At 35.3% G+C, this 25447-nt stretch carries 18 protein-coding genes; 9 read left to right on the top strand and 9 right to left on the bottom strand.

From position 1 onward, the window contains the following. Positions 1 to 326: 326 nt before the first annotated feature. The 3 genes from ACFSR1_RS23710 to ACFSR1_RS23720 are packed head-to-tail and all read right to left on the bottom strand — an operon-like array spanning position 327 to position 9172. Positions 327 to 689, bottom strand: a complete 363-nt coding sequence (locus ACFSR1_RS23710; RefSeq protein ID WP_378295520.1) for a hypothetical protein — start codon at positions 687 to 689, stop codon at positions 327 to 329. Positions 690 to 708: 19 nt separating this feature from the next. Further along, on the bottom strand, positions 709 to 5595 hold the full coding sequence (locus tag ACFSR1_RS23715) for a DUF6443 domain-containing protein (protein ID WP_378295521.1): 4887 nt from the start codon (positions 5593 to 5595) through the stop codon (positions 709 to 711). A gap of 13 nt (positions 5596 to 5608) precedes the next feature. After that, positions 5609 to 9172, bottom strand: coding sequence for a hypothetical protein (locus ACFSR1_RS23720; RefSeq protein WP_378295522.1), 3564 nt, complete (start codon positions 9170 to 9172; stop codon positions 5609 to 5611). Between the two features lie 781 nt (positions 9173 to 9953). Here ACFSR1_RS23720 and ACFSR1_RS23725 point away from each other — a divergent pair. Then, positions 9954 to 10472, top strand: coding sequence for a hypothetical protein (locus ACFSR1_RS23725; protein WP_378295523.1), 519 nt, complete (start codon positions 9954 to 9956; stop codon positions 10470 to 10472). A gap of 273 nt (positions 10473 to 10745) precedes the next feature. On the opposite strand, the gene ACFSR1_RS23730 is transcribed toward ACFSR1_RS23725, so the two are convergent. From ACFSR1_RS23730 to ACFSR1_RS23745, 4 genes are all read right to left on the bottom strand, one after another. After that, positions 10746 to 10889, bottom strand: a complete 144-nt coding sequence (locus ACFSR1_RS23730; protein WP_378295524.1) for a hypothetical protein — start codon at positions 10887 to 10889, stop codon at positions 10746 to 10748. Continuing rightward, a complete protein-coding gene (locus ACFSR1_RS23735) occupies positions 10880 to 11107 on the bottom strand; it encodes a hypothetical protein (protein ID WP_378295525.1) in 228 nt (75 codons plus the stop codon). Before ACFSR1_RS23735 ends, ACFSR1_RS23730 begins: the two co-directional genes overlap by 10 nt. A gap of 114 nt (positions 11108 to 11221) precedes the next feature. Next, positions 11222 to 12658 (bottom strand): rubredoxin, encoded by a 1437-nt coding sequence (locus tag ACFSR1_RS23740; protein WP_378295526.1) that lies wholly within the window; start codon positions 12656 to 12658, stop codon positions 11222 to 11224. A 2-nt stretch (positions 12659 to 12660) separates the two neighbouring features. Continuing rightward, positions 12661 to 16179: a molybdopterin-dependent oxidoreductase gene (locus ACFSR1_RS23745; RefSeq protein WP_378295527.1), complete on the bottom strand. Its 3519-nt coding sequence runs from the start codon at positions 16177 to 16179 to the stop codon at positions 12661 to 12663. Between the two features lie 581 nt (positions 16180 to 16760). Between ACFSR1_RS23745 and ACFSR1_RS23750 the strand changes: the two genes are divergently transcribed. The 8 genes from ACFSR1_RS23750 to ACFSR1_RS23785 all read left to right on the top strand — a co-directional run bounded on the left by ACFSR1_RS23750 (position 16761) and on the right by ACFSR1_RS23785 (position 24007). Continuing rightward, positions 16761 to 17189, top strand: a complete 429-nt coding sequence (locus tag ACFSR1_RS23750; RefSeq protein WP_378295528.1) for a globin family protein — start codon at positions 16761 to 16763, stop codon at positions 17187 to 17189. Between the two features lie 39 nt (positions 17190 to 17228). After that, the gene (locus ACFSR1_RS23755) at positions 17229 to 18095 is read left to right on the top strand and encodes a c-type heme family protein (RefSeq protein ID WP_378295529.1); all 867 of its coding nucleotides are present in this window, start codon (positions 17229 to 17231) and stop codon (positions 18093 to 18095) included. Between the two features lie 20 nt (positions 18096 to 18115). Beyond that, positions 18116 to 18595, top strand: coding sequence for a hypothetical protein (locus tag ACFSR1_RS23760; protein ID WP_378295530.1), 480 nt, complete (start codon positions 18116 to 18118; stop codon positions 18593 to 18595). 14 nt (positions 18596 to 18609) lie between these two features. Then, positions 18610 to 19650 carry a 2Fe-2S iron-sulfur cluster-binding protein gene (locus ACFSR1_RS23765; protein WP_378295531.1) on the top strand — a complete coding sequence of 347 codons (1041 nt, stop codon included), beginning with the start codon at positions 18610 to 18612 and terminating at the stop codon, positions 19648 to 19650. A gap of 7 nt (positions 19651 to 19657) precedes the next feature. Further along, the gene (locus ACFSR1_RS23770) at positions 19658 to 20377 is read left to right on the top strand and encodes a cytochrome c3 family protein (RefSeq protein WP_378295532.1); all 720 of its coding nucleotides are present in this window, start codon (positions 19658 to 19660) and stop codon (positions 20375 to 20377) included. Positions 20378 to 20410: 33 nt separating this feature from the next. After that, entirely contained in the window at positions 20411 to 20779 is a 369-nt protein-coding gene (locus tag ACFSR1_RS23775; protein ID WP_378295533.1) for a hypothetical protein, read from the top strand. A 67-nt stretch (positions 20780 to 20846) separates the two neighbouring features. Continuing rightward, on the top strand, positions 20847 to 22232 hold the full coding sequence (locus ACFSR1_RS23780) for a cytochrome c biogenesis protein ResB (protein ID WP_378295534.1): 1386 nt from the start codon (positions 20847 to 20849) through the stop codon (positions 22230 to 22232). Then, positions 22229 to 24007 (top strand): cytochrome c biogenesis protein, encoded by a 1779-nt coding sequence (locus ACFSR1_RS23785; protein ID WP_378295535.1) that lies wholly within the window; start codon positions 22229 to 22231, stop codon positions 24005 to 24007. The genes ACFSR1_RS23780 and ACFSR1_RS23785 overlap by 4 nt, the downstream gene beginning before the upstream one ends. Before the next feature lie 297 nt (positions 24008 to 24304). Here the strand turns inward: ACFSR1_RS23785 and ACFSR1_RS23790 are convergent, their stop codons facing one another. Together ACFSR1_RS23790 and ACFSR1_RS23795 are read right to left on the bottom strand one after the other, a co-directional pair. Next, positions 24305 to 24631, bottom strand: coding sequence for a hypothetical protein (locus tag ACFSR1_RS23790; protein WP_378295536.1), 327 nt, complete (start codon positions 24629 to 24631; stop codon positions 24305 to 24307). 93 nt (positions 24632 to 24724) lie between these two features. Continuing rightward, on the bottom strand, positions 24725 to 25054 hold the full coding sequence (locus tag ACFSR1_RS23795; RefSeq protein ID WP_378295537.1) for a hypothetical protein: 330 nt from the start codon (positions 25052 to 25054) through the stop codon (positions 24725 to 24727). Positions 25055 to 25447: the final 393 nt, after the last annotated feature.

Here is a 25447-nt window from a genome sequence, read left to right on the forward strand (position 1 = left end):
AGCTTTTACCAATCTTATACGCCACTAGTCACAGACTAGCGGGAGCGGGGTGGTCTCCAATTTAATAAAGGCCTGGAAAATGATTGAATACTATGCCTACCATAATTGAAGGTATGTAAATATCCGGAAAAGCTTATAATTTCTACTCATTATATCATCATCACTTTATACAAAAAACTACAACCGTATCGTTGTAGTTTTTTGATTTTTACTTTTTCTAATCTTGTTTATCACTCTTACCGCCACTAGTCACAGACTAGCGGGAGCGGGGGGCTATCTGAAGCATCGCGCTAACCATTACTTACGATCGCTTGTGGCAGCTAAGGTTAACAAAGTTCGATTTCTATATCCTGATTAACAATAAGTTGTATTAAATTCTGATCAAGATTATCCTTTTTTACGTGGTCAATAAAACCATCAGGTAACTTTATTCTGTGATCTAATATATAATGTGTAATCCATTCTGGCCAAACCCAGTTACCGTCTGTATAATAATTTATAGATCCAGCTAATTTTCCACAGATTTCACATTCCCTCTGACTAGATACCGAAGAAATTTTACCTCCCTTCTTCAAGTAATCAATTACTTCATTTGCATTATAATTACCAGCTTCCAGCAAATCCGATATTATAAAATCATCTTCTTTTAAAATGTAATTTAGAATATCTTTTAATTTATGTGCTTTCATGTCTAAAAAGTTTATTGTGTTATTGAGGTTTAAACCCTCTCCATCTTCCTGTAGAAGGTCTCCAATTTAATAATGGCCTGGAAAATGATTGAATACTATGCCTACCATTATTGAAGGTATGTAAATATCCGGTAGGAGCAATAACCAATTGACCTGTTGCATTGGATAATTTTTGTGCTATACCATTACTTAACGCTCCTGCATTACAAGCACAAAGTCTTATTGGTGTATTTGATAGACCTTGTCTGGCTAAAGAGTTAGTGATTTCACTAATGGTTACATTTAGGGATTTGGCATTGCCATGAACTAAAACATCTGTAAAACCATTTATTGGTTTTAACTGATAAAGATCAGAAGAAATTTGTAATACACCTTCTGAACCTGCAACTTTTGAACCATTTGAAGATACATTTTTTGACAGACTAACTGCATTATCCGCGAAATTCTTAGTTGTTTGTTTAATGGATTGTTTTAGTAGAAATCTTCCTGCACCGGTAAGTAGAGCCTTTACTGCAAAAGCATCTGAAAGAGCTACTCCGGCATACAAGAACCCTCGGCTCATATCTCCTTTAGAAAACCAGTCATAAGAATCAATAGCTCCACCAACAAGCGGTACATCCCTCCATCCACTATCTGCTGATAAACCGCTGGCAAACTTCATTTCACCATTGCCATACTCGATACCATAAATATCCGTTTCACCGACATTTAGACCTTTGTAATACCCAAAACCCCAACTAAACCCTTGATTGTTAAAACTTAATAAAGCCGAACCATCAATAGGTATTTTATCCCAATCAAGAGTAATAGTAAGCCTTGTATTATTGTCTTTTTTGGATCTTACATAAGCCTCCATCCCACTAAATGCAGCGCTATTCTGAACCGACGCATAATCATAAGGAGTAGAACCTCCATAACCACTACCGCCCATAGCCCTTCTTTCCTGCACTCCCATATGACGACCTTCAGAGAAGATCTGTTCATCCATATGGTAATACTGGCTATTCCCTCCACTAGGATCAGCATAGAATACCGGATTATTATCAAAAGCATTATAGGTGGATAATGAATGGTGTACCACAGGGTCAATACGGTTCCATCTGGCAATGGCAGGATCATAGGATCGTAACGGCATTTCGTACCAGTTTAGGCCCAGGTCTTCTGTAAGCTCTGTACCGTTGTATTTGTACTGGTGCTCCTGCCCTGTTATCTGGTTGTTGTAGCCTTTATGCTGCAGGCCAAAGGGATAGTAGTTGTTTTCTTGTAAAATCTCTCTGGCATAATCGCCATCACCATCTACATCTACATTATTTCTCAGCAGGTCTATCTGACCGTCTTTGTCTTTATCTGAGTATGACAATCTGATATTTCCTAAATGATCCGCATATTGATAGATATAATCGTACCTCTCGACTCCGCTCGAGGTACCAGAAGATCGTTCTGCATATCCTCCTGCGGTATGAAAGAATTTTAATTGTCCGTTTTCATATATGTGGTTTCCGGCATATTCTGTTGTTAAAGAACTTCCGCCGGAGACTATTTTTTTCTGCTTTGCTCCAGTGGCGTCGTAAATATAGGTAATATTTCCTGTTCCTTCATTATTAGAAATTGCAACATTGGTTGGCAAATCAAAATGATTATAGGTAATATTAGAGATTCCTTTATTACGATCCAAGGTCATATTACCGTTTTGATCATATAGATAATGATTACTGCTTCCATTATATATAGACTTAAAACCAAAATATTTTGTATTGATATCGTTTACTTTCAGTAGTTTGTTTCCGGCATCATAGTGATACGTAAGATTATCCATAGAATTAAAACTCGTAGCGGCTGCATTTACCGCTCCTCTTCTAGCTAACTTGGTAATGTTTCCATTCTTGTCATAAGTCACATTACTCAAACTATAGCGATTGGTATTATCTACCGCTTTGGTTATGCGATCCAAATGATCATAGGAGTATGTATACCAACGCAACGCGTTATCGTTTGCAGATTTCCACTCGATTTCTGAGATATTCCCATTATACAAAGCGGTAGCACCGTGGGTAGGCGTATTGTAATTTACCTTGTATCCAAACAAGTCATCTGCTAATGCATTCGGATCATTGATTTTAGTCATCCAACCCCGCACATTATAGGTATAATCAATCGTTTGTAATGGAGCTTGCTCTGCATTTCCAACTTTTTTCTGCACCAGTTGTCCCAGATCGTCATACTCGTGTTTTGCCAGTAATTCTTCTGCCTGATTATTAATCTGTTGTTTCTGAGTTAACAAGCGCCCCATATGATCATATGTAAAGGTATCTGTAGTTACCAGTGCGGCATTACTACCTTTGGTATGGGTGGTTTTTACTTTTAGTGGTTTTCCGGTAAAATCCAGTTGCATTTCACTGTAGTCGATGGTATTGAGATATCTATTTCTGCTTCCGCCCCAAATACTTCTTCCTTTTGCATCATAGGCTGTAACACTAGTGATCCATTGGTTCGTTCCTAGTACTCTAACTTTAGAACCTGTTGGCAACCCTTTGGTTACACTGGTCGTTGCCACCCCAAATACACTAGCAGGCTTGTTCATTCCATCCCTATCAAAGGTGTAATCATCGTAATAGTTAATGGTATGTACCTCACTAAATCCTGTTGGTATTGCATCATTACTATAATATACTGCGGTACCTGCTAAGGATAATGCAGTAGTTCTTTTTGTAACATACTGTTGATAGTTATTAGAGTCCGCTGAACTCTGTAAACTTGCTCTGGATGAATTATTTTTAACCATCCCGGTATACGCCACTCTACCAAACATATCATATTTGACAAACAACCATTCTTTGGTAGATTTTGCCCTTTGATTCGCATCCTGGGTTAGTACAGGCTGATTTAGTTTATTGTATACGATATACTCCCATCCTTTGCCGGGTATTTTCTTTTCGATCAATCGGTTTTGGTCATCGTATTTGTATTGATAACAGAGCTCATTGAGCTCGGTGGCAGATACGCCATTGCTTACAGCAACCTTTGGTGGGATTACATAGGTTAGGTTTCCAAAATCGTCATATACATTATAGGTATCCAGCGTCTCTCCATTGTTATAAGATCTGCTCAGTACTACGTTGCCATTCTTATCAGTAAAAGTTTCTGCAGTTTTGTTCTTACCGTCTGCGGGTTTCCAGTTTTCGTTTTTAGTGATATTCTTGGTTAATTGTCCGGCAGCATAGGTTCCGTTGCCAACTAATGATGGCGTTTGGCTATTGCCATTCAGCATCACCACATCAAATCGGTGTACTTCTCCGCTAGTGTTGAGTCCATATTCGGCTTTAGTTGTGGCATTGGTTGCAGCGTTGCTGGTATATCCATTATACTGCCCGGTAAAATACTGTAACTGGTTCAGATTATAATCTGATCTCATGGCTACTCCGCCGTTAATCGATCGTGGATTTTGGGTTACAGCAGTCACCACAACATAGTTGTCCTCTATCCCTATTTTATAATCGGTATTATTTCCTGCTGCATCTTTTACGTATCCCCAATCCAACTGATCGATAGCAGGTACGATATCTATTTTACGTAGTCTTCCTGTTGGTAATTTGTTTGTGGTACTTGCTTTGATCCATACGCGTAAGGATTGGTTCCAGGTAGTGATCACTACATAATTATCTCCATCTATTAATGGATTCCCATCGTGATCCCCTTCTGCCGGCGGTGTGCCTTCTCCCGGAATGTAAAAAATATCTTTTGCGTTCCAGGTTTTGCTATATACAATATCCGTTGGATACGAAGCATACACTGGATTTCCGGGATGTACCAAGTCTTCATCATATTTCCAGGGATTTCCGGGTGCTGCCTGTTCGATCACGCGATTTGCCGGAGAGGCTTCGGTAATCGTTTCACTGTACGGATTTAAAGTGTTCTCATACTTTGTGGTGTTGTAAAATGATTTCAGCTCAGTCAAAGCATCTGTATAGATTGCTCCGTGCTGAGTCTGATCCGATGCATAGGGCAGATATGATTTGGTTTGCTTCCCAAATTCATCATACTCATAATGCGCCACAATATCTTTTGGTTTGGATTGTTGTACTAATTGATTAATCGGTGATCCATTACCGTCTATTTTGGTCAATATTGGATTCCAAAAGTATTGTTTGGTATTAACATCAGTACTGTAATATAAGTAACTTCTAAATCTCGAGATCGTAGTATTATTTCTCCACTTAAAATCACCTCCACCGAGTACTTTATTTCCATTGATATCATAGACTCCACTGATGCCACTGTTACCTCCGGTATAGGTATGGGGATGAATCACTCCCACCAATAGATACCACTGGTTAAGATTAGGCATATCACCTGCCCAGAAATAAGGATTGCTATGAGGATTACCGTTTAATGCATTTACATTCTGGGTACCATGATATGTTTTTCCGTCTTGTGATCCGGTTCGTTTTACCCAAACCGTATAACGATACGCCACATTTTTATCTACTGGGATATAATCGGTATTCCATCCTCCATCGGCATCATAATTGGTATCATTGCCACAACGCCAAAGTAAGGATTGTTCTCCAAAAGGATTGGTGCCATAGATTCTTTCATTATCTGTAGACTGACCATTCATATTAAATAAGGGTGTATGTCCGCCGCCAGCTGTCCAATCGTCTGTCCAGTTCAGGATATTGGTATCTTGTTTTTGTCCACCAGCTCTAACAGCTACAGATTGTTTGGTTCTTCCTAATCCATCTGCATAATTGACCGAAACGATCTTATCACTCTCTAATACCTGAGACTGCTGTCCTTCTTTTACCTCGGTTTGATAGACCGTAGTCTTTACATAATTTTCTGTTTGTGTCTGTGCGCTTAGTGCTGTACCTACTAATACAGCAATGGCTAAAAATATATTTTTCATCTTTATTACTGTATTAGTTGTTTTTATAATTGTATTCATTGGCTGATAGAATATTCCCATCCTGATCTTTTACTTGTTTTAGTCTATGCAAAGCATCATACTCATAATACGCTGTTCTGTTTCTTACATCGGTGGTACTGGTCATCCCGATCAATGGATCATAGGTATAGGTTACCATCTGTGATTTTGAAAAATAACTATGATTTCTTAGGTTTTGCAAAGCGGTTCTTAATTGATTTTCGCTTGCTATACTCACATCATTATCAGAAGCGACGATGGCTGCATTAATTAAATTTTTTACCGCTGATGGCATACCAATATAGGTCGCATTGGTAATCACTGCAATAGGTGTTGTATGATTATATCCCCAAACATAGATGGTATGAATTCCTTCTTTGGCAGAAGTTTCTAATGGATTACCGTACTCATCATATTGATGGAAAATAGTTTGATCTTTTAGCGCTGTATTTTCTTTAGCCGATTGGATTGTTCTAGGAAGATATCCTCCCGGATTCCAGTTATCAAAATTTACCAAGGCAGTACTTTGCTTTTTGTTATTATGAAATGTTTCTGTTTTTACAGGAGAAGCAATTCGATTATTGGATACCAAAGTGCTATTATTTACTGTACTATGGTATGGATAATAGTATTTTGCTTTTTTGGTGGCTCCTTTAGAGGTGGTACTGCGTTGCTCCACTACCTGCTGATTGCTATCATACTCAAACTCCTGAATACCTTCCTGAAACTGATCAGGATCCATATCAGAATAGGTTTTGCTCACTACTCTTTTTCGCTGGTATTGTACATTGGTGTCTTTATAGCTGATAATCGTGTACATTTCGTTTGTTTCATTGGTAATTTCTGTTTGATCAGATTCTACGCTGCCTACTCCTTTGGCCATTCTGAATAGATCGTTCCAACCAAAAGAATTTACAGGAAAACCAGTATATCCTAGCATTCTTCGGGCATACTCTTCGAACTCTGCTTGTGTACGATTTTCATAGTATTCCTTAAAATCTTGTAATCCCAGCGGAAGTACATTCATATTATTTTGTTGCATAATAATCGGAATCAATCTATCATAATGCATATCACGTTTGATCTGTGTTTTTGCAATTACTTTAATTCCGTATGGATAGGCATTGGAGGTTGCATTCCCGAAATAATCTGTTGGTGACGTCACCGCTTCATATTCGTATAGCTGCTCTGAGATTAACTGATCTTTTGGTATAAACTTAGAAGTATCTGTTTTATAAGTCTTGACTGTGCTGATTCGCAATCCGCCTTCGTTTACTCCTTTGGGTGCCCGGTCATAGTATTCTCTGGTGTTGAAATCATAAGGCTCGTTAAAGAAATACGGATCCTCGTACGTATACACTGTTTTTCCGTTCTTGGCATTGCTCATAGGATCAGCAGCAACTACGGATTCGCTAACTTGCGAATAATAGATGGGTAATCCTCTCCCTTCTACATAAAATGGAATATAATACCTATGTGTATTTCCGTACCAGTAGTTTCTTGGAGATTGCTTTAATGCGGTATATACTTTGGCACTGGAAATCCATTGATCATTTATGTACTCATATTTTTTTTCGGTACATTGCTCGGTATCTACAGGACAACTGCGTATACTAGCGACCCGAATACCACCATACCATTGATCATACAATTCTTCTACATATCCTTGATTACTTGTAATTTTAACATTTATTTCTGCTTCTGTACTAGCTTCAGTTTCTACATAAAACGTATATGTTCCGGGCTGAATCGTAAACGAACACTTTCCGTAACTATGATATTGCGTCAATCCTTCAGCCAGATCCTCTCGTTCTCCAACCTCATCAATATACAATTGTGCAATCCCGTTGTTATTGGTACAGTCTGTATATGGAATATATTCACCCTCATACCCTTCTTTAAAGATTTTAAGCTGTACGCGTGATCCATATTTTTTGATAGAAGCTGTATGTTCTATTTCGATTTGAACAGGAGTATTAAAAACACTTGATCGTGCCACTTTTCTCGACGTTCCAATCCCACTGGCATTACGACTGGATATCTTAAAAGTATGATAGTTCGTTTCACTTCTATCAAGAACTTGTGGAAATTTATTAGACTCATATTGTATTTCTGTTTGTCCACCCGTCTTATAATGTATAGTTTTTAACGCCCCGGCTACCGTATATTTTAAGGAAGGCAAGGTGCTGCCTTTCGCTTTTAACTGATCTACAGTCGATTGAGAACCATTGTAATAGCCCCAAACATCCATGGTGGAATTAACTACTTTATCATTATACTCAAAAACCGGAATATCAGATGGGATATCCTCATAATAATAGTCAAAGCCAAAAGCGAATTCATTATTGGTTTTGATTTCTTTTAACAGATCTCGGTTCCCTTCGGTAAAAAAGTCATACGAGTTGATTAATTTTCCGTGAAAATCTTTAAGGTCCACAGAACTATATTTGTGATGTGCCCCCGATGAAACGGTTGCCGTATTGAAATGCAGAGAACCATCGGCAAACGTAATTTTCTTTAATACCGGAACGGTTACATCCACATCCAATCGGGTATGTGTATACACATTAGGATCCTGTCCTTCTTGTAATTCTGCTGGCTGCTGTTGTTGAGGAAGTTGTAAAGGATTCCCGGGAGTAAACACTACTTTTGTTAACAATCCTTCTAAAAACTGTGCTTGTAATCCTTTATACGAATAGATTTTTGGTAAAAACGCTTTGGTTTTGAACAAATGATTCTGATACGTAAAGCTGATTTGTTGAGTCGTATTGGGTGGTTGTATACTACTTAAATACCAACTACGAGTATAAGGATAATTCGGCTCTATTGGCAATAATGCTGTACCACCGTGGCCAAATGTCTGTACAATATCATCTTCGGGAACCGGAGTAAAGATCTCTTTGGCTCCAAAAACATAGCGCACTCCTTCGGAATCCGTTACTGTAATTTGGTTCCAACTAAAACTTACATTTACATTGTGGTGTGATAACAATACGGGTTGTAAGTTTTCATCCAACTTGAAAGAAAAATTAATTCCACCGGCACTTACATGAAAAACATCCGGTTCGCCATCCATCATTCCCTGTGCCAGCAAATAGGCGTGATGTTCTTTGATAACTTGTTTCCCATTTGTTGAAGCATTGTTGGCATTGGGATCAAAATAATAATAAGGATCCAAAATGGTGCCTCGCAGATTTTCGGACCCGTGATATCCTTTAGGATGATCATCCGGCAACCCTCTCACTTCTCTGGACACCATTCCTGTAGCCACTAAATCCCACCCTAAACCAATAGATGAAGGTTCTTCTAAAACTCTGAGACCGGAATAGCTATATTGCAATCCTGTGCTCCAGGAAACCCCATTTTGATCGATATTATAAATGGGCACATACTGTTGTGCACTTCCGCTGGTTAGATTTACAGTTGCACTGCCTCCACCTGCAATTTTTGCCGCAGTTGGTGTAGTTGTTGCAGATGGACTGTATCCTCCATAATACCCTTCTTGTGCTAAGATGACAGTGCTTACTATCATCGTAAACAAACAAACAATTTTCCTCATAAAACAATACTTAATAATTATAACTTGACTTACTTTTTTTGCGGCGGCAAACCTACGGGAAAAAACCCTTTATCACAATAGGAATTATTTCCTTTTTTTGGATACAATTCATTTTTTACTAGTAGCATAAGTTCACATACCTATTTTTAAGATGAACTGCACAAAACCCTCACTTCTTTCAACAACCATCTTATTATTTTTAACAGTTTGATCATACAATAATGATCGTTTACAAAAGAGGAAAATTTGCCGGTTCATAAGTATGTGTCATATGAAATAGATATGTTACCATTGATTTCTCACTTTTTTTAAAATTTTTATTCTGAAGATGAAAAAAAGTAGTGGTTATGTTATGTAAGAGCCGATTTTACAAAACATAAGGCGTTAAAAAACAACTGTTTGGAATAAAAATATCTTTTGTTTTTTTGGCAATTAGTTTTTATTAAAAAAAATACTGATTGTCCGTTTTCTAGCATAAAAGAATTTCTTCTGTCATGCTGAATTTACTTCAACACCTCATCTTGCTTAAAATTTGATTGTTATAAATGAGATCCTGAATCAAGTTCAGGATGACAAACACATTATGATATATTGTGAAAATCAATAAAAAAACTAGCACATATTATATCAAGATGAAAATATAGTCTCAATAAATTACTTGTATTTTTTTGTATCTAAATGTAAAAACATACTGAGATGAGCTTACTTCTTATTAAAAAGAGAAAAAATCTATACTGCAAGTCGGAACAATTTTTGATATTTGATACTTATCAATTTATATATGATGATAAAGCATTTCAAAATTTTATTTTTAGCATTAACGATAATAGCAATACAAGCTTGTTCCAGCAATAAGAAACCCTACCAAATACCCGAAAATTCTACGGAACTCATTGCAGGAAAGTCGGGTAAAACCTGGAAAATTGCTAAGAGACATAATAATGGGACAAGGATGAATATGGCAGGTTGTTTTTTATCCTATCGAACCACCTATCTACCGGATATGACTGTGAAAGATAATAACGGAGAACAGAAGGAATGTGGTCCTTCTCTTCTTGCCAATTGGAAAATTACTCAAAATAAGGAAGGTCATTACTTCATCAAACTACAAAGTGATCAGCTTCCGGAATTGATGAACATTGAAAAGGATTATAAATATTTCCAGATAACATACCTAAATAAAGACAGTTTAGAGTTACGTTACCGACATGCCCAATTTTCGGGTCAGGTTCGAACGATTGTTGATCTGTATGTACAAGAAGATGTTTTGGTGAAAAATAGAGATTTTCATAATAAATAAACTATTCCGGATTTCCCCCTATCTATTTCGTGCTCATCGGATAAAATTGGAGAAATTTGTAGCATAACACCAATATATTTCATCATTCTTTGTTGAGCAGAGAGTTGGAGACTCACTTGGCTTTTATACTATTGGTTTTTGTTTTGTTCCTCTATAGTTGATGAATTCTATGATTCCTTTTCTGGGTTTGATTCTATAGATAATGTAGTTGTTTTTATCGATAACTGCTTTACGAGTATGTTTATATTGATTTGTGGATGGATAGATTTCCGGCTATTTACTGATTCTCTCTATAAACTCTTGAATTTTCTTTTCTAGAGATAAAATTTCTTTTGACGTCCATTCCTTTTCTAGATATTCTAATACTTTATCTAATCCTTGTTCAGCTTGAGGAGTCCAAACGATTTTTAATGCCATTTCTTAAAACGCTTCATTACTTGATCGTTATCGATATATTCCCCTTTATCCGCTTGTGCTATTCCTGTTTTAATTTCTTCTTGCTCTTCACTGCTCATTTCTGTAAACCAATCGGTTTGCTCTTCTTCAAAAACCTTTTTTAGCTTAGCCAATAAAGTTTCTTTTTGTGTTTGGAGCAATAAATGCATTAATTCTAATTTTGTCGCTTCAATACTCATGACATTCAGGTTTACATCTACCTGTTGGTAGACAGGTTCATAACAAAAATAATTTATATATCAATACTACCTGTGACGCATCTGGATATTTTTTAGACAAAACCCTTTAATGATTTACACCACCTCCAAAGTCATTTTCTGAAAGCTATTTTTGGAAGCTTCACACAGTGAACATACATAAGTTTTCGGTAGATCCGTAAATTCAGTTCCAGCTGGAATATCTGATACAACATCTCCAACAGAAGGGTCATATATTGTTTGGCAATCCTGACATTGAAAAACTTCGATTTCTGTTTTCTCTTTTTTAGCAGCTACTCCATCAAAACTTTCCTCATCTCCTTCTCCCAGATTTTGGAAATACGTCTTTGTTAACTCTAATAAGATAGTTGGTAAATCCATTTGATCTATATCTTGTGCGTATACAATATACTGTCGGGTATTAGGATCAAATTTTTTAGCATACAGCACGTTAAAAGTAGGCCTAACAACAAAATCCTTTACCGCTTCCGGTGTTTTATTTTCTTCGATGACCACTGATGTAAAATATCTTTTTTGCTTGCGTCGGATACTGATTGTAAACGTCATACCATACGTACTGATATCATTCTGATCAAAATTCATAACCAAAAACTTTTTCAGATCCAATGCCTTCTGACTAGCGACAGGCAAATGCCAATTTAACTCTAAGGCAGAATGCCGAACATTAATTCCGAATTGTCCTAAAAGTTTTTCTAATGCTAACTTACACTCTTTCGGAATTCCTTTAATCACGAAAGATTTCCAGGGTGTCAAACATATTTTTCCAATACGATATTCTATACAAAACTCACAAAGCGCTTTTAAGAATTTAAGATCATATTTATTATTTCTCCAGTACAATCCTAACCAATATTGATTGATTCCCATTTTGTTCATTCCTTCGTAATATGGAAATGGTTTAAAACTCACACTCAGTGGTTTTTCGATCATTCGATTATTGGTGTCAATACTTTCGTTTAGAAACTGAAAAAGCTCATCAACATTATTTACTTTTTGATATATTTTTTCGATTTCCTGGGCAACTTTAGCAATATCCCAGGTAAATATCAATACGGGATAAAAAACTTCTTCCCAACCGGGTAGTTTTAAAAACAAATACCAATAATCTTCGTTAGTAGAGGCAATAAAATTAAGATCCCCAGAAAATAAAGAAACCATTTGCTGTTGTGGATCTGTGATATTGATTTTTAATTTAGGTTTATATCTAAATTGCTCCAGCACGTATAAATATGTTGTACCTCTTAACCAAACAGTAGAATTAAAAATATCTATAGACACGTAGGAGCAGCTTATATTCTGTTCCACCTCCGGAGCGAAAAAATCAGCCTGAAAGGATTCATGTTCTATAAGTGATTTCCCTTTTGGATCTTTTGAAGGAAATATGATATCCTGTCTGGATCCGAAATGAAAAGTTTCTAGTCCTAAATCCTCTGCATACACTATAATACGTTGTAACTCACTGGGTGATAAAATGCCACCTTTTATATTTACTCTATGCATAAACTCTTCCATAACTAAGCTAATTGCATTACATTATTCAACACTTCTTTTACCTCGGGCTTACAACTACCACATCCTAATCCGGCTCCGGTTTTTACACATAACTCAGAGAAATCTTCACATCCTGATTGTATTGCTTCTTCCAGATTACCTTCTCCTACCTGACTACAGGAACAAATCAGTTTACCCAATACAGGTTCATCGGGCTGAGATGATCTTAGTAACTCATCTCTTTTTTCTGATAATTCTATCTTCTCTTCGATTAATCTTTTAAAATCCGCAAACTCGCTTTTATCACCCATTAGGATAGCGCCTACTAACCAATCATTCTGGACAATACATTTTTTATAAAAACGTTTTCCGACATCCATAAAAATTACTTCTTCATAAGATGGATCATCTTTTGGCATATCGATGTTACCTATACTACAAAGGTCCAAATCCTCAAACTTCAGGATATTCATAAACACAGATCCTCTGTAAATAGCGCTAAAATCTCCTAATAAGTATTTCGCAACGATATCTGCTTGTTGTTCTGCCGCAGCGGTAATTCCAAATAAATTACCGTCAAACTCTGCAATCTCTCCTACTGCAAAAATATCTGGATCACTAGATTGCAAATATTGATTCACCACAATCCCACGACGACAATCAATACCTACGGTTTTTGCTAAGTCAATATTAGGAATTGTACCGATAGAATATACAATTGCATTACAGCCAAAGGATTTTCCGGATTTCAGGTTTATCAATAAGGATCCTGAGTCCTGATTAAAAACAGTATCTACTTCGTTGTCAAAATGAATTTGTATTCCTTTTTCCCGTACATCTTCTGCCAACAAACGACTTGCCACGATATCCAGCTGACGTTCCATTAATCGGTTACCACGCTGTACAATGGTAATTTTTACTTCTTTTTTACGCAAAGCCGCTGCTAGTTCCAGACCTAGCAATCCACCTCCTACAATGGTTACATGTTGTTCATTTTCAGGTAAACCGGTTTCATCAAGATACTTTTTAAGCTTATCAGCATCACTGCGATCTCTCATTGTAAATCTACCGGGCAAATGAATCGGCACTTCTTTTGGTACAAAGGCACGACTACCGGTTGCCATTAAAACAACGTCGTATTCGTGTTTTTCTCCTTTACTGTCAATTATATATTTCTCTTCTCTATTAATTTTGGTAATCGGATTGCTTGTAGATAAGGTTACGTTAAGAGATTCCATACTACCCTCACGCATCTTCTGTAACTGCTCCCAAGTGAGTTCTTCGCTTACATACTCCGGCAACAATACTCGATTATAGAAAGGATAGGGTTCTTTAGAAAATACTGTAATCTCATCTTCGATATTATGTTCACGATACGTTTGAATAAAACGATATGCGGCAGTCCCTGCACCGATGATACAAATCTTCTGTTTTTCCTTTATGAATTTCGAAACTTGCACTGCAGAAAACTTAAAATCCGGTTCTTTAGAAATAGGATCGATAATACTAGTGGTTAAATTATTAGCCCGCCCATAATCATTTCCTAAGACTTTACCCCAATGCATTGGTAAGAACACCACTCCTTTACCAATGGTATCGCTTACCTTAACTTTTACCTGAACTTTTCCTCTTTTACTTTCTATGACTACAATATCACCATCTTTTATTTTTCGAAGAAAGGCATCTACTTGATTCATTTCCAGAAAGGGATGCGGAATGTGTGTCAGCAGTCTATTTACCTTTCCGGTTTTTGTTCTGGTATGCCATTGATCGCGAACTCTACCTGTTGTTAAAATCAAAGGATGTTTTTCTGTTAATAATTCTGAAGTTGGTTTGGTAAATCTCGGTACTACGAACTTGGCATTTCTGGTATCTGTATAAAAACGTTTGTCCTCAAATAAACGTTCTGTTCCTGAATGACCATTTTCTGGTACAGGCCACTGAAAACTACCTTCATTCTTTAATCGATTATAGCTCAATCCTGAAATATCGATATTGGTATCTTTGGTCAATTGACAATGTTCTTTATATACTTCTTCTACAGAGGTATAATCAAATCCTCTATATCCCATTTGTTGTGCAAATCTCCAAAGGATTTCTGCATCCGGCAAAGCTTCGCCAGGTGGATCAACTACTTTATTTAAATACGTAATACGACGTTCGCTATTGGTCATAGTACCTTCTTTTTCTGCCCAACCGGCAGCTGGTAATACTAAATCCGCATACTCCAAAGTTTCAGAACGATGTGAAATATCCTGAACTACGACAAATTTGGCCTGTTTCAGTGCTTTTTCGACCTTATGAACGTTAGGAAGACTTACTAAAGGATTGGTGCATATAATCCATACTGCTTTTAGTTTTCCGGTCTCTAGCGCATCAAACATTTCTGTTGCTGTCAATCCCGGTTTCTCAGAAATTTCTTTTCCTCCCCAAAAATTAGCAACCTCTGCACGATGCGCCTTATTACTTAAATCTTTGTGCGCTGCCAACAGATTTGCCATTCCTCCTACTTCTCTACCTCCCATAGCATTTGGTTGACCTGTAAGTGAAAATGGACCTGATCCTGGTTTTCCGATATGACCAGTAAGCAATGACAAGTTCAAAAGTGCGTTGTTTTTATTTACTCCAATAGAACTTTGATTTAATCCCATTGCCCAAAGTGTAATAAAACCTTTTGCATTACTTATGTACGAGGCGGCCTTTTTAATCTCTGCTACCGTTATTCCACATATTTTTGCTGCTTCCGTTAATGAAGTGGACTGTAACGATTCTTTTAGTACTTCAAAATTATCGGTATGATTTGCTATAAAATTTTTATCTATTTTTTTTCGATCAATTAATCGTTTTGCAATCGCATTATAAAGTACTACATCGGTACCAGGTATGATCTGCAAATGTAAATCTGCAATGTCACAAGATTGTGTTTTTCGTGGATCTACCACAATGATCTTGGTATCCGGATTTTTCTCTTTATGTGCTTCAATCCTTCTAAACAAAATTGGATGACACCAGGCAGGATTGGCCCCGGCAATCATAAAACAATCCGCCAGCTCTATATCATCATAGGTAATAGGAACGCTATCTTCTCCTAAAGATTGTTTGTATCCTACTACAGCAGAACTCATACATAATCTAGAATTCGTATCTATATTGTTTGTTCCGATAAATCCTTTGGTAAGCTTATTCACCAAGTAATATTCTTCGGTAAGACACTGTCCGGAAACATAAAAACCGACACTATCTGGTCCGTATTTATCAATAATGGTACTAAAAACAGCTACTGCTCGATCAAAAGCCTGATTCCAAGATACTCGTTGACGTTCGTGCGCTTTACTCCATCTCATTTCGGGATACAGAATTCTATCGCTTTTATCCTGAACCACATGATGTAAATTCATCCCTTTAGAGCACAACATACCTTTATTCACCGGATGGTCAGGATCACCTTCTACTGTAATTACTCCCTTAGCATCTTTTTTGGCTATTATTCCACAACCAACACCACAATACGAACAGGTAGTTTTATAAGATTTAAATGCCATAAAAGAGTTTTGTTTTAATTAGATAGGATTTCAAAATTAAGTATTATTACTTAAAATAAAACTAAAACACGGCAGAAGACTTCAAATGGAGTTATGAATTATGAAATCCATAAAAGAACATATCAAAAATAAGATTTTTGAAAAAAAGTGACATCTTGATTCGTTAATATTCAAAATAAAAATCGACTTAAAACACTGTTAAACATACAAAAACTTATGAAAATGATTATTTACTAAAACTTAACTTATGCATTCTACAAAATTTACATGTTAGGTGTAATTATCATTTTTGCAAAAAAAGAACAGAATAAAACGAAAATCATAAAACTCTCTATATTAAGTGTAAATACGTATTTTTATTAGTATTGTAAAATCGAAAAACTAAAATTAAATTATTTTTAAAAAAAAAGTTAAATAAACAACAAATAACCAAAATAAACCTATTTACAAGTAAATTAACCACTAAAAATACTATTTTATTAAAAATATAATATTTGTGTTTTATTAGCCATTCGAATATATTTGGAATAAAATTAAGTATAAATACTTATCTATATTAACTCACTTATAAAATTGTAATTATGGAAAAACGCACAATTGAATTGGTACAAACATCTTTTAGTAAAGTTGCGCCTATTGCAGAGACTGCAGCAGAAATCTTTTATAATAAGCTTTTCGAATTAGATCCTGAATTAAAGAAAATATTTCCAGTAGATGATGCCGAAGCCATGAAAGGCCAGGGAAATAAGTTAATGACAATGCTTTCTTCTGCCGTAGCAGGGCTTAGCAATTTAGACAGACTAATACCCATATTACAGGATTTAGGAAAAAGACACGTAGACTATAAAGTAGAATCTTCGCATTATGACACTGTAGGCGCTGCACTACTAAGCACACTGGCAACCGGACTTGGAGAAGATTTTACTCCAGAAGTAGAAACCGCCTGGACTGACACCTATGGTGTTATGGCATCTGTTATGAAAACCGCCGCCTACGGAGAGGTAGCATAAAGGTATTAGCAAAAGTAATCAACATAAAAACACAACAATATGAATCATCTAAAAGCGAAGGGAATATTTTTCTTACTGTTAACCTTGTATTGCGCTATTCTTCAATCTTGTGGTGGCGTACCAGAAGAAACCTCATCGAATGAAACATCCGACAAAGTATTTGCCGTTGCAGATATACTTACCCTGGTGGCCGAGGAAAATGATATCACCCGAACATTGTATACTAAAGGAATCGTAGGAGCAGGGAAAAAGCAAGGGTTAAAATTTGATGAAGACTGGCAAGATGACGAAGTAGAAGCAGGACCCCTGCCAGCGTTATTCTTAAGAGGAATTTCTTCAGATATCCGAAAAAGCGATGTACCACTGGGATTATATTTAGGTTCTGATTTTCCTATCAATGCTTCTAACAAATTTCAGGGAAAACAGGCTGAGCTATTTGCTAAAATAAAGGCAGATCAAAAACCACAACACTTCTATGAGGAAGACCAGAAATTATACACTTCTATGTTTGCAGATCTTGCAGTAGCAGCCCCTTGTGTTAATTGCCACAACGACCATAAGAGCACCACAAAAACCGACTGGAAACTTGGGGATGTTATGGGAGCAACCACCTGGCAATACCCTTCTGACTCCCTATCATACAAAGAAGCTATAGGAGTTATAAACGCCTATAGGAACGGCACAAAAGCCATATACAATGCATATCTTGAAGAAATAGCCGCTTTTAAAATCGATAGTACAAAACCTCAAATTGGTAATAAATGGCCCTCCAAAGGTTTCTATCTGCCAACAGCAGAGGTTTTTATTGATAGTGTAAGAAAATTAGCTTCCTATCATAGTCTTGAAAAATTACTACTTGCCGACACTAAGAAAACAACCAAAACAAAAGACTTAGTTTCAAGATAAAAATGAATAATTCGGCCGGAGTGAAAAAATCATATAGTTTTTTGTTTATTGGGTTTAGCCTATTTGCATTGTACATTCTACAATATCTTCTAAATCTAAAATGGCAATGGTTATACGATCTACAACTCGATGAAGAATACAAACGATGGTCTGGAGTATTCGTTGGGGCATTCATACTGTTTCAATGGATACTTACTTTGACCAGAGTATCTAAGAAATTAAGAAAACATTCCGTCCGTTTTACAAGTTTACACAAGTGGATTGGTCTTGTTTCTCCAATTTTTTTCTACATACACGCATTAGAGTTTGGATATGGATACCTCGCACTATTATCGTATATATTTTTTATTAATATGATACTGGGTACCGTCAATCTTGATATCATTAAAAGTCAAAAAGAATGGATTTTTAAATCCTGGATGATCACTCACGTACTGCTGTCTGTGGTAATTACATTTTTAGTAGTTTTTCATATTGGGGTTGTATTTTATTACAAATAAAAAAACAAAATATTATGATGTTAACTGTCAAAGAGATAATTCACGAAACCGAAGATGCCGTTAGTGTCATTCTTAACAAAGGTGGAATCTTTAACAAAATAAAATACAAACCAGGGCAATTTCTTACAGTAAAAATCCCAATTAAAAATAAAATTGAAAAAAGAGCCTATTCGTTTAGCAGTAACCCTTTTACAGATAAGTTTCTAAGAATAACAGTCAAGAAAGTAGAAAAAGGGATAGTCTCCAATTACATCTGTGAAAAACTAACAGCAGGTCAAAAAATAGAAATTGAAAAACCAGCAGGTAGTTTCTACATCGAACCTGATAAAAAAGCAAAACACAACTATGTCTTTTTTGCAGGAGGAAGTGGCATTACACCTATATTTTCTATTATTAAAACTGTTTTAGAAAAAGAGCCTTTATCCAAAATCATTTTGATTTATGCTAATAAAAATGAGGAAGCTATCATTTTTAAAAAAGCACTTGAAGATCTTGAAAAAAAGTATCCAGAACGCTTAAGCACCCAACATATACTAGAAAAAAACAGCTCTAACAAACCAAATTACCATCAGGATTTATTAAATGAAGAGCTCATTACCGAAATTATGGAAACACACATGCTCAAATACGCCGATGGTAAATACATGATGTGTGGCCCGCAAGGATTTATGGATAAAGCAAAAGAGATATTAGCAAATCATGGTATTGCCAGAAATCAAATTAAACTAGAAGCCTTTAGCGCTAATTTTATAACATCCAGCGATTCTAAAGATTTTATTAGTAATGTGACCATCTATCAGGAAAAAAAGAAACATCAGATAAGTGTTTCGGGAGACAAAACTATCCTGCAAGCAGCAATGGCAGAAAATATTATGCTACCATATTCATGTAGATCAGGTATGTGCAGTAGCTGCAAAGCAAAATGTGTAAAAGGAAAAGTAAAAATGATAGATGGTCATTTTTTATCAGAAGAAGAAGTTGCAAACGGAGACATTCTAACATGTGTAAGTTTTCCGAAAACCAGCAATGTGAGCATTAGCTTTCTAAACGATTAACAACTATATGTTTAGTAAAAATCCACTACGCAAAAGACAACGGATTGGTTCGATAATCGGAATCATCATCGGCATTATTATTTATATCATTCTACCTCTGAAACAGACAGAAAACTTTTTAAGCCTGGGTCCACTTAATACAGGCCACGAAGGCTTATCATGTAACGCCTGCCATACCGATGCGAAAGGAAATTTAGTGCAACAATTACAATCCAATATAGCATACACATTTGGAATGCGCAAAACCAAAGCTGATTTCGGAACTGAAAACGTGGATAACAAAAAATGTCTGGAATGTCACGACAGACCTAATGACCGCCATCCTACGCATCGTTTTCTAGAACCTAGGTTTAAAGAAGCTATTGCTAATATTAACGCTACAGAATGTGAAACCTGTCATAGAGAACATAATGATACCAGAATCGTTCTTAAAGACGCTGCATTCTGCGTGAACTGCCATTACGATCTAGAGGTAAAAAATGACCCTATCGATACACCGCACGAAGAATTGATAGCTAACGAACAATGGAATACCTGTCTACAATGTCATGATTTTCATGGTAATCACATCTACAAAGTTGCAGAAAAAATGAAAGACACCATTCCGTTAGAAAAGATTCAGGCGTATCTAAAAGGAGGAGTTGACCCTTTTTCCAGCAAAAAGAAACATCTACCATTAAGCGAAGAAGAATGGTTAAAAATAAAAAAGAAATACTCCACTAAATGAAGCCTCAAAACACCTGAACTAAAAGAACACAATATGAACTCAACTGACATAATTAAAATAACATTCATATTAGCATTGTTTATTACTTTTTCTTCTTGCAATGGAGAACCAAAACAACAATGCAATATCCCTGAAAACATAACTTACAATGAACAAGTGGCATCACTAATTGAAGTTCATTGTTTTAAATGTCACGCTCCAGATGTGTATAAAGAAAAAGCATCAAGAAATAAAATCTTTGATTATCAAAGCTTGAAAAAAATGGGAGAAAGCGGACAATTGATAGGTTCTATTACCCACGCACAGGGATTTATCCCTATGCCTTATCGAAAAGGGGTTAAAATCGATAGTTGTGCAATAGAAGTGATCAAAAAATGGGTAGAACTTGGAATGCAAGAATAATGTCATTGATACTCAAAACAGAATACAAAGAGTAGAAGCGGGAGAGTATTAAAAAAAAGAAAAGCCATTGAAATACCTATTGAACATACTTTTTTCTAATCGCACAAGCGGAATACTATTACTTGTATTTGCAATCACAATGGCTACAGCAACTTTTATAGAAAATGATTATGGAACCGAAACCACTAAAGCACTGGTTTACAATGCTAAATGGTTTGAAATCTTAGTCCTTCTTCTCGCTTTTAACTTCTTGGGAAATATTCCCAAATACAATCTTTTTAGTTGGGAAAAGGCCCCCGTTTTTTTATTTCATATAGCATTTATCATAATCATTCTAGGTTCCGGAATCACTAGATACAGAGGTTATGAAGCATTAATGACGATCAAAGAAGAAACAGCCAGCAACAGGATGATCTCTATAGATAGTTACCTGCAAATGCAATTAGGTAATGGCTCTATTAATCAACACTTTATCAGCAACCCGATTTTCATGAGTGAACTTGGGTTTAATAATATCAGTGAGAAATACAATTTTGAAAACCAGGACATCTATGTCAACTTAAAAAAATATATCCCTAGAGCCCAATACAGACTCAAAGACACCACTCACGGAGCAACCTATCTACATATTGTAATAGCAGACAACGACGAGCGAAAAGATTTTTACATCAAAAAAGGTGAAAGAGAAACAATATATGGGATTCCAATTGCTTTTGAAAACCCCCATAAATCCAAAAAAGATATTTTTATTGCCAAAAAGAATGGCATTTGGTCCGCATCGTTCCCGGAAGACACCAACTACTTTTCTATGATACTTAATAAAGCTAGTTTTTACCCAAAAGACACGCTTGTACCATTACAATTTAAAGCACTTAGCGAAATAAACAAAATCCCTATAGTTTTTAACGAAGTATCAGAAGACAAATATTTAGAAATCATTTCGAAAGAAAAAAATCCAGAAATTAAAAATCCCGAAGCTGCCATTATCCTATCTCTAGAGTCTGGAAATGAAAAAAAAGAAATCACATTGTTTGGAGGACCGGGATATATGAATCCTTATAGCACCCTATTCATCAATGGCCTCCATATAAATCTAAGATATGGATCAAAACCTATAAAACTCCCTTTTTCCATTTTTTTAAAAGACTTTATACTAGAACGTTATCCAGGATCCAATAGCCCTTCAGCTTTTTATAGCAATTTAGAAATTCAGGAAGAAAACAGATTCTTTGATTACACTATTTTCATGAACAATGTATTAAATCATAAGGGATATCGCTTTTTTCAATCTGCTTATCTACCTGATGAAACCGGAACTATACTTTCTGTTAACCATGATTATTGGGGTACTTTAACCACCTATCTTGGTTATGCATTATTGGCTCTGGGAATGCTACTCAGTATATGCTGGAAAAGCTCTCATTTTGGACTAACACTAAAACTACTACGTTGAGAAAAAAAATTATATTTAGTGTTTTAAGCTTCGTATTACTTTTTGTGAATCAATTACCAGCACAACAACTGCATCATCTGGAATCGCACGAATTAATCAACAGACAGCTCATTGATATTGTTCATGTAGAAAAATTTGCCACTGTTCAGGTTCAGGATTTTCAGGGTAGAATCAAACCTATCAGTACATTATCACTAGAATTGATCAGAAAAATCCATGGTAAAAGCAGCTTCAGTTATATTGACCAAGAAGGCAAAAAAAGACAACTCACCCCTGCTCAGATATTCTTAGGAATGCAATACAAACCCGATTCCTGGCAATTAATAGAGTTTGTTAAAGTTGAAAAAAAAGCAATTAAAGAGTTAAAGGACATACTCACAATCAATACTTCAGGTTACACAAGTGCTTCACAGTTTTTTGATTTTCAAGGAAACTATAAACTAGAATCAATAGTTAATAAAGCTTACACCAAAGCCCCCGGAAAACGTTCGGTTTTTGATAAGGACATTATTAAAATCGATGAACGCATCAATATTATTTGGGGAATCTTTAATGGACAATTTCTTAAAATTTTTCCTCAAAAAGATGAGCCTTCGTTGAAATGGTTCGCACCTAAAGATAAAGAAGTAACATTCGATGAAGATGATCGACTTTTTTATTCAAAAATCATTCCCACCTATTTTGCAAATCTTACCATTGGTATTGATAATGGTAATTGGAAAAAAGCAGATGAAACCATTGATTTAATCAAAAACTTTCAAAGGGATAATGGAACAACGGTGATTGTTTCAGAAACCAAAGTAAAATTAGAAATATGGTTTAACAACAACCCAATATTTTTGTGGTGTCTGATCGGATATTGTTGCCTGGGAATACTATTAGTGCCTCTAAGCTTTTTAGCAATATTCAAGAAAACTAACAACATTTTAAAAAAAATTATTGATTGTACACTTTTCTTACTATTTGTTCTTTTCATTTTACACGCCTTTGGTATCATACTACGATGGTACATCTCTGACCATGCTCCTTGGAGCAATGGATATGAAGCAAGTATATTTATTGCTTGGGTAGGAATGCTTGCCGGGTTTCTTTTTTACAAGAAAAGCTCTTTTGCTCCAGCTACAGCTTCCATATTAGCTATCTGTCTAATTGGTATTGCCCACGGAAGCTTAATGAATCCTGAGATCACTAATTTGGTTCCTGTCCTAAAATCATACTGGTTATTAATTCACGTTGCAATCATAACAGGTAGTTATGGCTTTTTGGCTATGGGATCTCTTTTATCTTTAATTTCTTTGTTACTGATGTGTATGAATACTTTTTCTGATCATGCAGAGACTGAAAACACCATACATAAACTCACCAATATCAATCAGCTTACAAGCACCATTGGTCTTTACATGCTCACTATTGGTACTTTTCTTGGAGGCATATGGGCAAATGAATCCTGGGGAAGATATTGGGGCTGGGATCCTAAAGAAACTTGGGCTCTCATTAGCATTATTATTTATTCCTTTGTACTTCATATAAGAATTATAACCCCTAAGAATTACATACACATCTATAATGTATGTAGTTTATTTGCTTTAGGAAGTCTAATTATGACTTTTTTTGGGGTAAACTATTATTTGTCAGGATTACATTCTTATGCACAAGGAGATCCTTTTCCTATTCCTTATTGGATATATATCATTATACCAATAGCTTGTATTATTTCGATAATACCATTAATAAAAAACAAGTACCACAAAAAAACCGGTTATGACTTCTCATAACCGGCAACACAAGAAACACTTAAAGCTACTAGACCTTTAAGGTTTCAAACACTAAATTGTTCAGGAAAACACCTGTATATTTATAAATCTAAGTTTATTTAAAAATTATATTTTTCAGCAATAAAAACAACTTTTTTTGAAGCATTTTAGTACTTAAAAAATAGAATACTATAGCGTTATTCTCACCAAAAAAAAGCTCTGTTTACTAAATATTAGTTTAAATATACCAATATTCCGTAAACAGAGCTTAAAACTTATTCCTTTTTGGAAAAAATTTATGAACTATAACGATGCAGGTTAAGCCGCTTTTTCAATTTTTCTTAATAATCCAATTTCGATATACTCTTGTATCTTATCAGCCTTTTCAATTTTCCCGGTATCAATTGGTAACCAACCATCAATTTTAATCATATCATTGGGATTACTACTAAAGAACATTTCATACTCATATGTATCTGCATTATCATTAACTCCATAAAGATGTGGACTGTTCTTCACTTTATTAGTAATTCGCTTCTTTACTATTTCAATTTTGGATGCAAAATTAAGATCTTGGGTATCACCCTGTACTTCTACCTCTAAAAACTCAGTGATAGCTTCGGTTATTAATTCATTCACTTTCATAATTCATATTATTTTTGGGTTCATATTTTACTTTATCAGGAAACAGCTTTTACATAATCCATTGCTAAAAAACAATTATAAAACTAATGTTTGTTAGCTTAAAGAACTTCCTATCTTTCTCAATAATCCTATTTCGATATATTCAGCAATTTTGTCAGCTTTTTCGATTCTGCTGGTATCAATAGGTATCCAACCATCAATCTTGATCATATCATTAGGATTACTGCTAAAAAACATTTCATATTCATATCCTTCAACACCATTGACCATACCATAAGCATCCGGACTATTTTTTACTTTGTTTGTTATTCTTTTTTTTACAATTTCAATTTTAGAAGAAAAATCAAGGTTTCCGGTATCCCTATGTACTTCAACATCCAAAAACTCCGTAATTGATACAGTTATCAATTCTTCGATATTCATATTTACTACATTTAAAAATTCACTAAACAAAATCAATCCCCTATTTTTATAGGGCTAAATCAGGCAAAAATCATATTATATTGAAATAAACCCCTTAAAAACAATACAAATCTATACATAAATCAAATAAAAACACAAATGACCCCTAAAAAATTAGGGTTTATCATTAAATAATTACATTTTAATAAAAAAACATTTCATTAAATTATTCTTTTCATAATTAGAATTCGAAAAATTTTGAAATTCAATAAGCCAAAAAACCAAAATATCAACACCACTCCTGCTTTTTAAGTATATCAACATAAAAAAAGACCTCATTTTGCTGTTTACATATAAACAGCAAAATGAGGTCTTTTTACAATCCTATATTTTCTAATAAATACCCTTAATGCT

This window comes from Aquimarina rubra (assembly GCF_042684305.1).
Lineage (GTDB): Bacteria > Bacteroidota > Bacteroidia > Flavobacteriales > Flavobacteriaceae > Aquimarina > Aquimarina rubra.

Coding starts and splice junctions, on each gene's coding strand:
- ACFSR1_RS23725 (WP_378295523.1), top strand. CDS start 9,954: ATGATGATAAAGCATTTCAAAATTTTATTTTTAGCATTAACGATAATA.
- ACFSR1_RS23790 (WP_378295536.1), bottom strand. CDS start 24,631: ATGAAAGTGAATGAATTAATAACCGAAGCTATCACTGAGTTTTTAGAG.
- ACFSR1_RS23745 (WP_378295527.1), bottom strand. CDS start 16,179: ATGGCATTTAAATCTTATAAAACTACCTGTTCGTATTGTGGTGTTGGT.
- ACFSR1_RS23710 (WP_378295520.1), bottom strand. CDS start 689: ATGAAAGCACATAAATTAAAAGATATTCTAAATTACATTTTAAAAGAA.
- ACFSR1_RS23765 (WP_378295531.1), top strand. CDS start 18,610: ATGATGTTAACTGTCAAAGAGATAATTCACGAAACCGAAGATGCCGTT.
- ACFSR1_RS23750 (WP_378295528.1), top strand. CDS start 16,761: ATGGAAAAACGCACAATTGAATTGGTACAAACATCTTTTAGTAAAGTT.
- ACFSR1_RS23715 (WP_378295521.1), bottom strand. CDS start 5,595: ATGAAAAATATATTTTTAGCCATTGCTGTATTAGTAGGTACAGCACTA.
- ACFSR1_RS23735 (WP_378295525.1), bottom strand. CDS start 11,107: ATGAGTATTGAAGCGACAAAATTAGAATTAATGCATTTATTGCTCCAA.
- ACFSR1_RS23755 (WP_378295529.1), top strand. CDS start 17,229: ATGAATCATCTAAAAGCGAAGGGAATATTTTTCTTACTGTTAACCTTG.
- ACFSR1_RS23740 (WP_378295526.1), bottom strand. CDS start 12,658: ATGGAAGAGTTTATGCATAGAGTAAATATAAAAGGTGGCATTTTATCA.
- ACFSR1_RS23795 (WP_378295537.1), bottom strand. CDS start 25,054: ATGAATATCGAAGAATTGATAACTGTATCAATTACGGAGTTTTTGGAT.
- ACFSR1_RS23775 (WP_378295533.1), top strand. CDS start 20,411: ATGAACTCAACTGACATAATTAAAATAACATTCATATTAGCATTGTTT.
- ACFSR1_RS23730 (WP_378295524.1), bottom strand. CDS start 10,889: ATGGCATTAAAAATCGTTTGGACTCCTCAAGCTGAACAAGGATTAGAT.
- ACFSR1_RS23720 (WP_378295522.1), bottom strand. CDS start 9,172: ATGAGGAAAATTGTTTGTTTGTTTACGATGATAGTAAGCACTGTCATC.
- ACFSR1_RS23770 (WP_378295532.1), top strand. CDS start 19,658: ATGTTTAGTAAAAATCCACTACGCAAAAGACAACGGATTGGTTCGATA.